14 protein-coding genes are annotated in these 14,025 nt (G+C 60.6%); 8 read left to right on the top strand and 6 right to left on the bottom strand.

Going from position 1 to position 14,025, the window contains the following annotated elements; genetic code table 11:
- Positions 1–42: 42 nt before the first annotated feature.
- Entirely contained in the window at positions 43–921 is an 879-nt protein-coding gene (locus tag AB4N85_RS24695) for an esterase/lipase family protein (protein WP_252883092.1), read from the bottom strand.
- A 293-nt stretch (positions 922–1,214) separates the two neighbouring features.
- Here AB4N85_RS24695 and AB4N85_RS24690 point away from each other — a divergent pair, with 293 nt between their 5' ends.
- Positions 1,215–1,745: a ferritin-like domain-containing protein gene (locus tag AB4N85_RS24690; RefSeq protein WP_041480703.1), complete on the top strand. Its 531-nt coding sequence runs from the start codon at positions 1,215–1,217 to the stop codon at positions 1,743–1,745.
- A gap of 118 nt (positions 1,746–1,863) precedes the next feature.
- Here the strand turns inward: AB4N85_RS24690 and AB4N85_RS24685 are convergent, their stop codons facing one another.
- A complete protein-coding gene (locus AB4N85_RS24685; protein ID WP_315435382.1) occupies positions 1,864–3,939 on the bottom strand; it encodes an AsmA family protein in 2,076 nt (691 codons plus the stop codon).
- Positions 3,940–4,322: 383 nt separating this feature from the next.
- Between AB4N85_RS24685 and AB4N85_RS24680 the strand changes: the two genes are divergently transcribed.
- From AB4N85_RS24680 to AB4N85_RS24650, 7 genes are all read left to right on the top strand, one after another.
- Positions 4,323–4,706 (top strand): hypothetical protein, encoded by a 384-nt coding sequence (locus tag AB4N85_RS24680; protein ID WP_041480705.1) that lies wholly within the window; start codon positions 4,323–4,325, stop codon positions 4,704–4,706.
- A 154-nt stretch (positions 4,707–4,860) separates the two neighbouring features.
- Positions 4,861–5,493 carry a TetR family transcriptional regulator gene (locus AB4N85_RS24675; RefSeq protein WP_056787610.1) on the top strand — a complete coding sequence of 211 codons (633 nt, stop codon included), beginning with the start codon at positions 4,861–4,863 and terminating at the stop codon, positions 5,491–5,493.
- A gap of 300 nt (positions 5,494–5,793) precedes the next feature.
- Positions 5,794–6,294: an urease accessory protein UreE gene (gene ureE, locus AB4N85_RS24670; RefSeq protein ID WP_056787607.1), complete on the top strand. Its 501-nt coding sequence runs from the start codon at positions 5,794–5,796 to the stop codon at positions 6,292–6,294.
- Entirely contained in the window at positions 6,291–6,965 is a 675-nt protein-coding gene (locus AB4N85_RS24665) for an urease accessory protein UreF (RefSeq protein ID WP_130929370.1), read from the top strand. The genes ureE and AB4N85_RS24665 overlap by 4 nt, the downstream gene beginning before the upstream one ends.
- 23 nt (positions 6,966–6,988) lie before the next feature.
- Positions 6,989–7,603 carry an urease accessory protein UreG gene (ureG, locus tag AB4N85_RS24660; RefSeq protein ID WP_016771910.1) on the top strand — a complete coding sequence of 205 codons (615 nt, stop codon included), beginning with the start codon at positions 6,989–6,991 and terminating at the stop codon, positions 7,601–7,603.
- A gap of 27 nt (positions 7,604–7,630) precedes the next feature.
- A complete protein-coding gene (locus tag AB4N85_RS24655) occupies positions 7,631–8,203 on the top strand; it encodes a HupE/UreJ family protein (protein ID WP_041480708.1) in 573 nt (190 codons plus the stop codon).
- A 200-nt stretch (positions 8,204–8,403) separates the two neighbouring features.
- A complete protein-coding gene (locus AB4N85_RS24650) occupies positions 8,404–9,537 on the top strand; it encodes an AGE family epimerase/isomerase (RefSeq protein WP_460066241.1) in 1,134 nt (377 codons plus the stop codon).
- Between the two features lie 95 nt (positions 9,538–9,632).
- Here AB4N85_RS24650 and AB4N85_RS24645 read toward each other — a convergent pair whose 3' ends face one another.
- The 4 genes from AB4N85_RS24645 to livM form a co-directional block, all read right to left on the bottom strand.
- Positions 9,633–10,397 carry an SDR family oxidoreductase gene (locus AB4N85_RS24645; RefSeq protein ID WP_016771914.1) on the bottom strand — a complete coding sequence of 255 codons (765 nt, stop codon included), beginning with the start codon at positions 10,395–10,397 and terminating at the stop codon, positions 9,633–9,635.
- Positions 10,398–11,141: 744 nt separating this feature from the next.
- The gene (locus tag AB4N85_RS24640) at positions 11,142–11,858 is read right to left on the bottom strand and encodes an ABC transporter ATP-binding protein (RefSeq protein ID WP_016771915.1); all 717 of its coding nucleotides are present in this window, start codon (positions 11,856–11,858) and stop codon (positions 11,142–11,144) included.
- Complete coding sequence (locus tag AB4N85_RS24635) at positions 11,855–12,727, bottom strand: ABC transporter ATP-binding protein (RefSeq protein WP_460066238.1); 873 nt, start codon at positions 12,725–12,727, stop codon at positions 11,855–11,857. Before AB4N85_RS24635 ends, AB4N85_RS24640 begins: the two co-directional genes overlap by 4 nt.
- Positions 12,724–14,025: a high-affinity branched-chain amino acid ABC transporter permease LivM gene (gene livM, locus AB4N85_RS24630; protein WP_016771917.1), complete on the bottom strand. Its 1,302-nt coding sequence runs from the start codon at positions 14,023–14,025 to the stop codon at positions 12,724–12,726. The genes AB4N85_RS24635 and livM overlap by 4 nt, the downstream gene beginning before the upstream one ends.

The following is a 14,025-nucleotide window of genomic DNA, read 5'->3' as shown; positions in this document are numbered from 1 at the left end:
GAGCGAGCCTGCTCGCGAAGAACGATGACGCGGTCTGTTTGGCTATAACCCTGCAGCCTCCAGCCGCGCCGCATGCTCGACAAACAGCCTTACCGGATCCGCGCCCTTGCCCACCAGTCCCAGTGACTGATTGACGATGTCGAAATGATCCAGCGGATAGTCATCACCGATCACCGTGCCCAGATGCGAGCTGTAACGGCCGACCATGCCATCGCACTGCCCCGGCTCACGGACGAAGGTCTTGGCAAACAAGCGACAACTTCGGTTGGTGCCGTCAAAAAGATTGCCGCCACGATCGGTTTTGCCCGGTTGCAGCGTCCCTGACCAAGAGTAATAGCGCACACCGTTGACCTCTTCCGGCCCCTGGCCGCCCCAGACTTCCGGCAGCCCTTGTGGATAACGCTGATTGAATAATGCAACGCCCGCCGTCGTTAGCGATTGGTGGGAAGCGTGGATATCCACCGGCAGTTTCGGACCGTGATAACCCGTGTCGAGCAATGCCATGACCCAGCCGATCAAGCGCAGCAACGCTTCGAGCAAGCGGCCCTTGGCACTGCTACCGGGATAGTGCTTTTCCAGATAATCAGCCAGCTCGGAACCATGATTCGGCCCGGCCACCGAAGTCACCGAGGCGACCAGATCCGGACGCTTCGCTGCCGCATATCGTGCGGTCAACGCGCCTTGGCTGTGGCCGAACAGATTGACCTTTTGCGCCCCGCTATCGCGCAGTATTTCCTCGATCCGCGCCAGCAACTGCTCGCCGCGCACTTCAGTAGAGTTGAGCGGCGAGACCTGCACCGCGACCACCGTCGCACCACCACGGCGCAAGGCCTTGATGATGCCGAACCAATACGGGTAAAGCACCAGCCGGATAAAGCCGAGCATGCCCGGCACCAGCACCAGTGGATAACGTGTCGACATGGATTACATCCTTGTGCGCGGTGAGTGGATGCCGGACCTGCAAGACGCCCGCCAAGCATCCAACGTGACGATGACAACTGAACGATGAGCCTACTTCAGCCCGCCACGATCCGCTCCACCGAAACCGGATTGACCAGCGTCAGGCCCTCCCGACATAGCAGTCTTCAGCAGTTCCTGCAGCGCGTCCGGCGTAAATCGCATAAAACTTTTCGCTTCGCTCAAGACTCACAACCTGGGTAGCGACCGCGTCTTCAGAACGTGGCGCCTATCGGATTAGCCTCCAGGAGAATGAAATGAGTGACGTGCATTTGTCTGATGTTCAAACCCTGCGCGAACGCGCGCGGCAACACGTGGAAAACGGCGCGGTCACCGAGGGCTACAACGCCAACCGTGAAGAAATACTGCGTTTGCTCAACGAGTCGCTGGCCACCGAACTGGTGTGCACCTTGCGCTACAAGCGCCACTACTTCATGGCCAGCGGCCTGAAAGCCAACGTCGCCGCCGACGAATTCCTCGAACACGCCAACCAGGAAGCCGAGCACGCCGATCGCCTCGCCGAGCGGATCGTGCAACTGGGCGGTGAGCCTGAGTTCAACCCTGACCTGCTGAGCAAGATGTCCCACGCGCAATACGTGGCCGGCAACACGCTCAAGGAAATGGTTTACGAAGATCTGGTGGCCGAGCGCATTGCTATCGACAGCTATCGCGAAATCATCCAGTACATCGGTGACAAAGACCCGACCACCCGCCGCATCTTCGAAGACATCCTCGCCCAGGAAGAAGAACACGCCGACGACATGGCGGATATCCTCAACGACCTGTAATCACAGTCAGGCCGCATTCGCGAGCAGGCTCGCTCCCACCGGATCGCATTTCAATTGAAGGAATGCGTTCGAATGTGGGAGCGAGCCTGCTCGCGAAGGCGCCTTCAGAGACGCCGCATTACTTGCTGGGTTTAACGGTTACCGGCGCCTTGCCCTGCTTCATCTGCTCCAGCAACGGTGCACATTGATTCGGCTCGCCACCGCTCGGCGCCACCAGTGCCAGCAACCCCGCCGCCGGTGCGGCGATCACGCCCAGCGCAACCATCCCCGCCCCGCGCAGCATCAACGGTACGGCTTTGACGCCGGCATCCGGTTTGATGAACTTGCCGCGCACATACAGCGGCGAGCGCAGCGAGATCAGACGCCAGCCCTTGGATTCCGGGGTCACGGTCAGATCGAGTTGTTCGGTGGCCATGTTCGCCGTGCCATCGATGTAGATGATTGCGTTCTCGGTATCGAAGACAAACAGCCGTGTCGTGGCCAGGCCGGTCTTGATGTCGAAGTCCGCCGCCGCGCAGTTGATCTTCACTTCCTTGTCGCCAAAGATCTTGCCGACCACGTAGTTACCGACGTTGAGCCCGGCCAGCTCCATCAACTCACGGCTGATTGCACCGTCGTTGATCAGCATCTTCAGATTACCGTTGGCACCACCGAGCAGCTTGGCCACGGAGTTGCCCCGGCCACTGATGTCGGCGTCGCCATTGAGCTCACCGAAACTGGTTTTCATCGGTTCGAAGGTCGGGAACAGCTCTTTGAGTTTGAATTTGCGTGCGGTCAAACGCGCCCGGCCTTCCAGCGGCTCGGTGCGGCCATTCAGGCGAATCAGCGCATCCAGCGTGCCGCCGGCAACGCCAAAGCGCAGCGGCTCCAGGCTGAGCTCGCCATCGTTGAGTTTCAGATGGGTATAGAGGTCGTTGAACGGCAGCTTCTCGCTGTGGACGATGCGTTTGCCGGTGAACTCGACATCGGCGTCCATGGCCCGCCAGCGATCGGTTTTGAATTCTTCGACCGGCAGGACTTTGTCCGCCGGTTGCTTGCTCGCGCCGCCACGGGCCTTTTGCTCGGTGTTGGAGTCGGCGCCGATCAGTGGCGCGAGATCGGCAAACAGCAATTGATTGGAGAGCAGCGCACCGCTGAGTTTCGGCCGTGGCTGGCTGGCAACATAGGTCAGGTCGCCGTGAATGTCGCTGTCGCCGATCTTGCCGTTGAATTTTTCATAAGTGAATTTCGCCCCGGCTTCGTCATGCAGCCTGGCGATCAGGTGGCCGTCGGTGGAATACGGTGGCGTGTCCGGCAGGGTCACGCCGGTCAGCGGGTAAAGATTGCCGAGGCTGTCGCCAGCGAGCTTCAGGCGCAGATCAAGGGCGCCGAGATTCAGCGGGTCAGTCAAGGTGCCGGCCAGTTCGATACGGGTGTCGCCGATCTTCGCCTGGGCCTGCAACGGGAACGGCTTGCTCGCGTCCTGCAACGCCAGCAACCCGCCGATCTTGCCCTGCCCGGTGAGGTTCTGCCCGTGGTACTGGCCTTTGACCTTGAGCGCAAAGGCGTAATCCTGCGGTGCGCCGCCCTTGTCCTGAGCAGTTTTCGCCGCTTTGTCGCCGACGATCTCGCTGAATGGAATCGGCTTGCCGAGCGGGTCGATCAACACATCGAGATTGGTTTTCAGGGTCTGATCGTCGAGGGTCACGTGGCCCTTGTCGAAACCGATCGCGCCGATGTCGACCACCCAGCTCGAAGGCTCGGCGTTCGGGTCCTTGGGATCGAATTTGAACGTCCAGTTGGCGCGGCCATCGGCCAGACGTTGCAGCTCGGCATTCGGCTCGGTCAGGTCGATGCGCGGAATCACCACGCGCTGGGCCAGCAGGGCCAGCGGCGAAATGCGCAGTTCAACGCGTTTGAGCGTGACCATCTGCGGCTGCTTCGACCAGTCAGGATTACCCAGGCTCAGATCCTCGGCGACCACGTGCGGCCAAGGCACCCAAGAGCGCCAGCCGCCCTCTTCCGGCTCGCGCTGCCAGATCACCGCGAGGTTGCCATTGATGGCAAACGCCCGGTGCAGTTCTTCCGAGACTTTGGCATTGATGGTCGGTTTGATCCGGTTCCAGTCGAAGAACACGATGATCAGAATCAAGGCTGCCAGCAGCAGCACGAGAATGGCGAAGATCCAGCTGAAGATTTTTCCAGTGCGCGTCATGCACAAAGCTCCTGATCACGACCGCACGCCGATTACCCGACGCACAGCTGAAACGGCAGACCTAAGCGGCCCCTATGCAGTCTGTGACTGGCGAAAGGCCCGCAGGTTTAATCGAAAGGCAGTTTAAGCCATAAAAAGCGCAGCAAAACTGACCGATCGGTCGAGCAGTGTTACCGCGACCCGCACTTTTGCGAGGCACGAGTGAGTCGAAAATACCCACGACGGTGCAAAACCGTCGCCCGCAAAGGCCCGATCTAGAGCCTTCGCGCCGAACAATCAATTCTGTTGATTATTACCATTGCGTTTATGAACTTTTATATCGACATATCGAGAGTAGCATTGCCCTCGTACCCACTTTATCGCCCTCCCAAGGAGCCACTATCATGAAACGCCAATTACTGCTCAGCCTTACCCTGTCGATGCTAGCCAGCACTGCTTTTGCCCTGCCCGCTGCCGATCAGGCCACTCCGCAAGTCAAAGACAGCCACTCGGTGTTCAGCCAGACGCTCGCTGAAGACGGCTACGACAAAACCCCACAAGGCCAGACTCTGGCTGAAGACGGCTATGACAAGACCCCTCAAGGTCAGACTCTGGCTGAAGACGGCTATGACAAAACCCCACAGGGCCAGACCCTGGCTGAAAACGGCCGCAATCGTCTCGAAGAAAAAGGTCTGGTGGAAGACGGCTACGACAAGACTCCCCAAGGTCAAGCCCTCGCCGAAGGTGGTGGTGATCGTGTAATCGAACGCAACAGCGCCGTGAGCTGAGCCTATGACGGCCCAGCGAAAAAGCCCAATCAGCGGATTGGGCTTTTGACTTTTCAGCTTCTGTGAATCCCTCGCTGCATGACTCCCCGTTCGACGCCGACAAAGCCGATTTGCTAGAGTGCGGCGCTTGTCCTGCCGAAGAACACACCCTGCGATGCTGCCCCGCGCCGAACAGAAACAACAGACCCGCAACGCCTTGATGGACGCTGCCCGCCACCTGATGGAAAGCGGCCGAGGATTCGGCAGCCTGAGCCTGCGCGAAGTGAGCAAGACCGCCGGCATCGTGCCCACCGGTTTCTACCGGCACTTCGCCGATATGGACGAGTTGGGGCTGGTGCTGGTCAGCGAAGTCGGCCAGACCTTCCGCGAGACCATCCGCCTGGTGCGGCACAATGAATTCGTCATGGGCGGCATCATCGACGCTTCGGTGCGCATCTTCCTTGATGTGGTCAACGCCAACCGCTCGCAATTCCTGTTTCTCGCCCGCGAACAATACGGCGGCTCGCTGCCGGTACGCCAGGCGATCGGACGCCTGCGGGAGAACATCAGCGCCGACCTCGCGGCGGACCTGGCGCTGATGCCCAAGCTGCAACATCTGGACATCGCCGGTCTGAGCGTGATCGCCGACCTGATCGTCAAATCGGTGTTCGCCACCCTCCCCGACATCATCGACCCGCCCGCCGAGGCCTTGCCGGAGCATCTGACGCCGCAGGCGAAGATCACCCAGCAACTGCGCTTCATCTTTATCGGCCTCAAGCACTGGCAAGGGCTGGGCAGTACCGAGTAATCCCCTTCTCTATCTGACACAGCGCAAAGCCTCTGTGGGAGCGAGCCTGCTCGCGAAAGCGCTGGGTCAGCTGAATACATCTGTCTGACACGGCGCATTCGCAAGCAGGCTCGCTCCCACATTGAACATCCGTCACGGCATCGAATTGGTGCATGACAAATCCTTCATGCACCAAAACCTTCCAGAATCGCCGCGCCTGTTGAAAGATCAGGCAAGCGCCGACAGCTATTTCCTACAGATCACCCGATTGGCGCGGCGCTTGCTCTAGCCCATTCAACGTTCATTGCTGGAAGCTTTCCGATGCTGGTGATTCATCGCAGAATCGACCCTCAACCCGTCTGGGCCGCCGAGCTGCACCTGACCTTCGAAGCGCGCAGCAAAAGCCGTTTGCGCTGTTTCAGTGCCGAAGGCGAAGACGTCGGGTTGTTTTTGGAGCGCGGCCAGCCACCGCTGTATGACGGCGAATGCCTGCAGGCTGAAGACGGCCGTGTCGTGCGCGTCTGCGCCCGCCCTGAACAACTGCTCCATGTCACTTGCGCCAATGCGTTCGAACTGACCCGCGCGGCCTATCACCTCGGCAACCGCCATGTCGCCCTGCAAGTCGGCGGTGGCTGGCTGCGCCTGCTCGACGATTACGTGCTCAAGGCGATGCTCGAACAGCTCGGCGCGCAGGTCGAGGCTATCGAAGCGCCGTTCCAGCCGGAACACGGCGCTTACGGCGGCGGCCATCATCATTCCCGGCACGGTGACGAAGACTTCAACTACGCGCCAAAACTTCATCAGTTCGGCGTGCGCCTGTGAATCCTGCCTGGGCGCTGCTGCGTCTGGCCAGTCCGCAATTGCCGATTGGCGGCTACAGCTATTCCCAGGGCCTGGAAATGGCGGTGGATAACGGCCGGGTCCACAACCCTGACGCCGCCCGCCGCTGGATCAGCGATCAACTGCTGCTCAACCTCGCGCGCTTCGAAGCGCCGCTGCTGTTGGCGCATTGCCAAGCCGCAGCAGATGAAAACTGGGCCGAATTACGACAACTGTGCGAGAGCCACCGCGCCAGTCGCGAAACCCGCGAGTTGCATCTGGAGAGCCGGCAGATGGGTTACTCCTTGCAGCAGTTGTTGAACGGTTTGCCGGAACTCGACGCGCCCGCCCGCGACTTTCTTGACCAGACCACAGAACCGCATCTGGCCCTGTGCTGGGCACTGGCGGCACGCGCCTGGGGCATCAGCCCGCAGGATGCTCTTGCCGCGTGGCTGTGGAGCTGGCTGGAAAACCAGCTCGCCGTATTGATGAAAACCCTGCCGCTGGGCCAGCAAGCCGCGCAGCGCCTGACCAGCGAACTGCTGCCGCTGCTGCAACAGGCGCAGCACGACGCGACCCACCTCAACCCCGAACACATCGGCAGCGCCGCGTTTGGCCTGTCTCTGGCGTGCATGGCCCACGAGCGCCAGTACAGCCGTCTCTTCCGCTCTTAGGGCTGTTTATTTTGGAGAATGAAATGGATACACAACCTCTGCGCGTCGGCATCGGCGGCCCGGTCGGTTCCGGCAAGACCGCGCTGACCCTGGCCCTGTGCCTGGCCCTGCGCGAGCGCTACAACCTCGCCGTGGTCACCAACGACATCTACACCCGCGAAGACGCCGATTTCCTGGTGCGCAACGAAGCCCTCGCGCCGGAGCGGATCATCGGCGTGGAAACCGGCGGCTGCCCGCACACGGCGATCCGCGAAGACGCCTCGATCAACCTCGAAGCGGTCGATCAACTGAACCGGCGCTTTCCCGGGCTGGATCTGATTCTGGTGGAGTCCGGCGGCGACAACCTCTCGGCGACCTTCAGCCCGGAGCTGTCGGACCTGACCATCTACGTGATCGACGTCTCCGCCGGCGACAAGCTGCCGCGCAAGGGCGGCCCGGGGATCTGCAAGTCCGACCTGCTGGTGATCAACAAGATCGACCTCGCGCCACTGGTGGGCGCCTCGCTGGAAATGATGGACAGCGACACCAAACGCATGCGCAACGGCAAGCCGTTCGTTTTCAGCAACCAGAAAACCGGTCAGGGCCTTGAAGAAATCATCGCCTTCATCGAACGCCAGGGCCTGCTGACCGCCGCCTGAACCACTTATCAACAAGGAAGCTTATCCATGACACTCAAACGCATTCTTGGCGCCGTGGCGCTGCTGCTGACACCGGCACTGGCCTTCGCGCACCCTGGGCATGGCGACAGCGGCCTCGTCGCGGGCATCAGCCACCCGATCGGCGGGCTCGACCACTTGCTGGCAATGCTCGCCGTCGGTTTGTGGGCGGCGCAGCAACAAGGCGCGGCGCGCTGGGCGCTGCCGTGCACGTTTGTCGGCACCATGCTGCTGGGCGGCCTGCTCGGTTTTGAAGGGCTGGAGTTGCCGGCGCTGGAAAGCGGGATTGCTGCTTCGGTATTGGCGCTGGGCCTGGCCGTGGCACTGGCCGTGCGTCCGCCGCTGGTGATGGCGGTGGCAGCGACGGCGCTGTTTGCGCTGTTCCATGGCGTGGCGCATGGGCTGGAGCTGCCGGAAATGAGCAGCCCGTGGGCGTATGCGGCCGGGTTTGTCGCGGCGACAGCAGTTTTGCATGCGCTCGGTTATGGCGTGGTGCGAGTTCTTCCGCAGGCAGCGGCGCCGCTGGTGCGGTTGGCGGGTGCGGCTTCGGCGGCGACTGGGGTGTGGTTGCTCGCAGGCTAATCTCTATCGCCTGAGCCGGCCTCATCGCTGGCAAGCCAGCTCCCACAGGTTATTGGGTAAGTCCACAATTGTGTGAACACTCAATTTCCTTGTGGGAGCTGGCTTGCCAGCGATGACGGCCGATCAGACACCAAACCTTTAAAGGCTGCCTCTCTGCTACCATGTCGCGCAATCGCCCCAGCCCGTGACGACGCCCGCCCATGCCCCACGCTTCCCGCTCCACCGCCCTGCCCGAATTGACCGCCCTGTTTGGCCAAGTGCAGCAGCACTTCCTCGACGTGATCGTGCCGCTGTGGCAAGGCCCGGGCTGGAATGCCGACATGGCGTTGCCGTACGAGGCGCTGGACGCCGCGCATCAACCGCTGCCAGTGCAGCGCTATCGGGCGATGGCCTGCGCACGGCAGCTGTATCTGTTCTCCAGCCTGATCGGGATTGTGGATAACGCCGAAGTCCGCGCCGCCGCGTTGTTCCGTTCGCTGCAACGCCATTTCCATGATGCCGAGCACGGCGGCTGGTTCTACAGCATCGATGCGCAAGGCAAGCCGCTGGACCAGCGCAAGGATCTCTACACCCACGCCTTCATCCTGTTCGCCTGCGCGCATTACTGGGACAAGTCCCGGGATTCGCTGGCCGAGTCGACATTGAACGCCGCGCTGGAAATCATCGGCCGCCGATTCGCCACCGGCGACGGTTTATACGAAGCCTGCCTGGAGCGTGACTGGCTCACCCTGCAAACCGGGCCACTGCAAAATCCGCTGATGCACTTGGCCGAAGCTTTTCTGGCCACCCTCGCCGTGCGTGAAGACCCGCAAACGCAGAAGGCCCTGCTTGAGTTATGCACAGCCATGCACAAGCAATTCGTCGATCCGCAATATGGCGTGTTGATGGAGAAGCCGCTGGGCGCTGTGGATAACTGGTACGAGCCGGGGCACCAGTTCGAATGGTATTTCCTGCTCGAATCGTCGGCACTGTTGCGCGATTCGAAACTGCACCGGGCGCTGGATCGGGCGTTTGTTTTTACCGAGCAGTACGGCGTGCTGGAGTCCTGCGGCGCGGTGCGGGCGATGCTTGATCTGGAAAACAATGGACGGCCAAGGGATTCGACCCAACGGATCTGGGCTCAAGCCGAATACCTGCGCGCGCTGACCTTGCGGGCGGACAGCGAAGCGGTGGTGCTGCGCCAGTTGCAGGCGTTGCAGCAGCGGTTTCTGCATGCCGGCGGCTGGCATGAGTGTCGCGATGAGAATGGAGAGGTCAGCCGCAAGGACATGCCTTCGACCACGCCTTATCATTTGGCGACTTGCTACCACGGTTTGGCTGCGTATCTTCGCTGACCGAACAATTGCTATCGCGAGCAGGCTCGCTCCCACATCTTGGAATGCATTCTCCTGTGGGAGCGAGCCTGCTCGCGAATGGCCTCAGCGCGGTATCAAGCCTTGTTACGCTCGATGGCAAACCCGGCCCAGGTCTGGCTCACCGGCATCAGCTCCAGGCTATTGATGTTGATATGAGCCGGGGTGTTCATCACCCAGAAAATCGTCTCGGCGATGTCCTGCGGCTGGATCGGCTCGGCGCCGGCGTAAGTGGCGTTGTAGCGTTCCTGGTCACCGGCAAAACGTACCAGCGAGAACTCGCTTTCGCACAGGCCGGGTTCGATGTTGCTGACCCGCACGCCAGTACCCTGCAGGTCGCAACGCAGGTTCAGCGAGAACTGTTTGACGAAGGCTTTGCTCGCGCCGTACACGTGGCTGCCCGGGTACGGGTAGTTACCGGCGATGGAACCGAGGTTGACGATACCGGCGCCACGGCCGTGGGCAATCAGCCGTGGCAGCAGCAGGCGAGTGGCGTACATCAGGCCTTTGACGTTGGTGTCGACCATGGTGTCCCAGTCATCCAGATCGCACTTGGGCGCCGGATCGACGCCGAGCGCCAGGCCGGCGTTGTTGATCAGGCCACGGAGTTTGGCGAACGACGGCGGCAGGTTGGCGATAGCCTCCTCCATCGCTTTGCGATCGCGCACATCGAGAACCAGACCATGCACTTCGGTCTGCTTCGACAGTTCGGCGCACAGGGCATTGAGGCGTTCTTCACGACGGCCGGTCAGGACCAGCTTCCAGCCAGCCTCGGCAAAACGCCGGGCACAGGCTTCACCAAAACCGGACGTCGCGCCGGTGATAAACAGGGTGTCGGACATCGTGTTCTCCTTGCTTCGGCCGCCACGGCAGCCCTTGGAATAGAAAATCAGCAGGCAGCATGCCCGCCCTCGCGAATACGGGCAACACTTGCCAGCTGTACAAAAAACAACCAGACCTGCCAAGACCACAGCCAGCGTGGCCTGTAGCCATGTGCACGCATGTTATCCACAGTCTGCTCCACAGTTTCCGGGGGCAAGTGCAAACGCGCAAAGCCGCGCCACACAAGGCTTTGCGGGCGAAATGGAAAGTTTTTTGCTTGACCGTGATGCGGGGGATGTGCGGGACAGGGCATTTTGCACGACGGGCGGTGTCACCGGGTGATTGCGCGAGGCCAGCAATTACGGCGCTCCGCGAGGTCTTTCCAGAGTTTAGTCACAGACTTATCCACAGGCTTGCGCACAGGGAATTGCCATGTCTCTGCCCCCCAGAAAAAGGTTGACAACGACGCCGCGCGCTCCAGCAAAAATGCCTGATCAAAAAACAAACACATCCCTGCAAGCCACGTTTCATAAGGCTTGCAGCCAGATACACCCACGTTATTCACAGCCAGCTCCACAGTAACCGGGGACAAGTCAAAACTGTGGAAAAACAGCCATTTGCAGCGTCTATATGTCGCGCTTTGGCAGCTTGGGGAATTTGTTTTCCACAATTTTGGGAATTACCCAATTTACCTGTGGTGGATTCCAAAAAATAAAAAAGCCCCGGGACTCTCGTCGCCGGGGCTGTGTGCAACCGCGAGAAAATCAGTGCCCGCCCAGATAGGCGTTACGCACCTCCTCATTCACCAAAAGCTCTTTGCCGGTGCCGGTCAGACGGATTTCGCCGTTGACCATCACATATGCCCGGTCCGACAGCTTCAGCGCATGGTTGGCGTTCTGCTCGACGAGGAAAATCGTCATCCCGGTTTTTGCCAACTCACGCAGCGTGGCGAAGATCTGCTTCACCACGATCGGCGCCAGACCCAGGCTCGGTTCATCGAGCAGCAACAGCTTCGGCCGGCTCATCAGCGCACGGGCGATGGCGAGCATCTGCTGTTCACCGCCAGACATGGTCATCGCCCGCTGATTGCGCCGCTCCTCAAGCCGTGGAAACAGCTCGAACATGCGCTGCATGTCCTCTTTGGCGTACTTGTCGCCAATCGGGATGGTGCCCATCAGCAGGTTTTCCTCGACGGTCATGTCGGGGAAAACCCGCCGCCCTTCCGGCGACTGCGCGATACCGTTGGAGGCGATGTAGTGCGAAGACTTCTGCGTGATGTCGACGCCCTGATAAAGAATCTGCCCACCCGCCGCTCTCGGCTGGCCGAAGATCGACATCAGCAAGGTCGACTTGCCGGCGCCGTTTGAGCCGATCAGGCTGACGGTCTCGCCTTCGTTGATTTGCAGAGAAACGCCTTTGAGCGCCTGAATCGGGCCGTAGAACACGTCCAGATTGCGCAGTTCGAGGATCGGTTGGCTCATACCAGCTCCTCTTCATCGGCGCCCAGGTAGGCCGCGATCACTTTTGGATCGTTACGGATCGCTTCAGGCCCGCCCTCAGCGATGACGATGCCGTGGTCCAGCACCACGATGTGGTCGGAAATGCTCATAACCATGCCCATGTCGTGTTCGATCAGCACCACGGTCAGATCGTGCTCGTCGCGCAGCAGCCGGATCATCGCGCTGAGCGCTTCGGTTTCCTGAGGATTGAGGCCGGCGGCCGGTTCGTCGAGGCAGATGATCTGCGGCCGCGTGCACATGGCCCGGGCAATTTCCAGACGCCGTTGTTGGCCGTAGGACAGCTCACCGGCCAGACGGTTGGCGCAGTCCACCAGATCGACCACTTCGAGCCAGTAGAACGCGACATCCAGCGCATCGCTCTCGGCCTTGCGATAGCCCTTGGTGTTGAGGATGCCGGCGAGCATGTTGCGGTTGACCCACATGTGCTGCGCCACCAGCAGGTTTTCCAGCACCGACATTTCCTTGAACAGGCGAATGTTCTGGAACGTACGGGCGAGACCGGCACGGTTCACCAGGTGAGTACCGCCGAACATTTTGTAGTACATGCGGCTGAGGAAGGATTTCGGCGAAACGAAATCGGTCGGTTTGAACGACTCGCCCAGCAACTGGATGACGTTGGTCTGCTGGCCGCGCACATTGAGTTCGACCTTGCCGCCCGTGGCCTTGTAGAAACCGGTCAGGCAGTTGAACACCGTGGTCTTGCCGGCGCCATTGGGGCCGATCAGGGCGAAGATCGAATTGCGTTTGACCTTCAGGCTGACATCGCTCAAAGCCTTGATGCCACCGAAATGCATCATCAGTTTTTCAACAGAGAGTACGACTTCACTCATGGCGCAGTCCTCTCGTAGTGAATGGCACCTTTGCGTGGTTTGACCCCGGTGCGGCTGATGCGGATCAGCCCGCGTGGTCGCCAGATCATCATCAACACCATCAGGATGCCGAACAGCAGCACGCGGTATTCAGCGAAGCCACGCAGCAGTTCCGGGGCGACGGTGAGCACGAATGCGGCGATGACCACGCCGATGGTCGAACCCATGCCGCCGAGCACGACGATGGCGAGGATCAGCGCCGATTCGAAGAAGGTGAACGAGGTCGGGTTGACGAAGCCTTGATAGGTGGCGAAGAACACCCCGGCCAGACCCGCCGTCGACGCACCGATGGTGAACGCCGAGAGCTTGACCAGTACGTGGTTGAGGCCCATCGAGCGGCAGGCGATTTCATCTTCACGCAGGGCTTCCCAGGCGCGACCGACCGGCATCTTCACCAGCCGATGCTTGACGTACAACACCGCCAGCACCACCAGGAACAGCACCGCGTAGATGAAGTAATACTTCACGTCGGGGTTGTAGGTCAGGCCGAAGAACTCATGAAACGGCACCCCGCCATCCTTCGCCCGCTTGCCGAACTCCAGACCGAAGAACGTCGGCAATGGCGCCGGCATGCCGTTCGGGCCGCCGGTCAGGGACAGCCAGTTGTTCAGCACCAGACGAATGATTTCACCAAAACCCAGGGTCACGATCGCCAGATAGTCACCGTGCAGACGCAACACCGGGAAACCGAGAATGCAGCCAGCCAGGCCTGCGGTGATTGCCGCCAGCGGCAGCACGGTCCAGAAACCCAGACCGAGATACTGGTAACCCAATGCCAGACCGTAGGCGCCGATGGCGTAGAACGCCACGTAACCGAGATCGAGCAGCCCGGCCAGACCGACCACAATGTTCAGCCCCAGCCCCAGCAGCACGTAGATCAAACCAAGGATGACCACCCCCAGCAGATAGGAGTTGGAGACAAACGGCACGATGATCGCCAGCACAATGATCAGCGGAATGATCCAGCGCAGCCGCGATTTGTAGTCCGCCGGCAGCACGTGCACACCGGAACCGCTGCTCTCGAACCCGTCGAGGATCTTCAGGCCCTTGGGGGTTTGCAGGAACAGGCTGAGGGCAAAGCGACCGGCCATGACGATGGCAATGATCCACGCCACACGGGTTGCTTCGAGGTTGAAGCTGTAGCCGTCGAGGACCACGCCGACAATCGGCCCGAACACGATCAGCGCAATCAGGCCGGCAAGAATCGCCTCGACCAGACTTTTTTTGATATCGATGGATTTTTCAGTGGTTGCAGACAT

The organism is Pseudomonas sp. H1_G08, from assembly GCF_054681355.1.
This window is presented reverse-complemented; position numbering and strand designations above follow the sequence as displayed.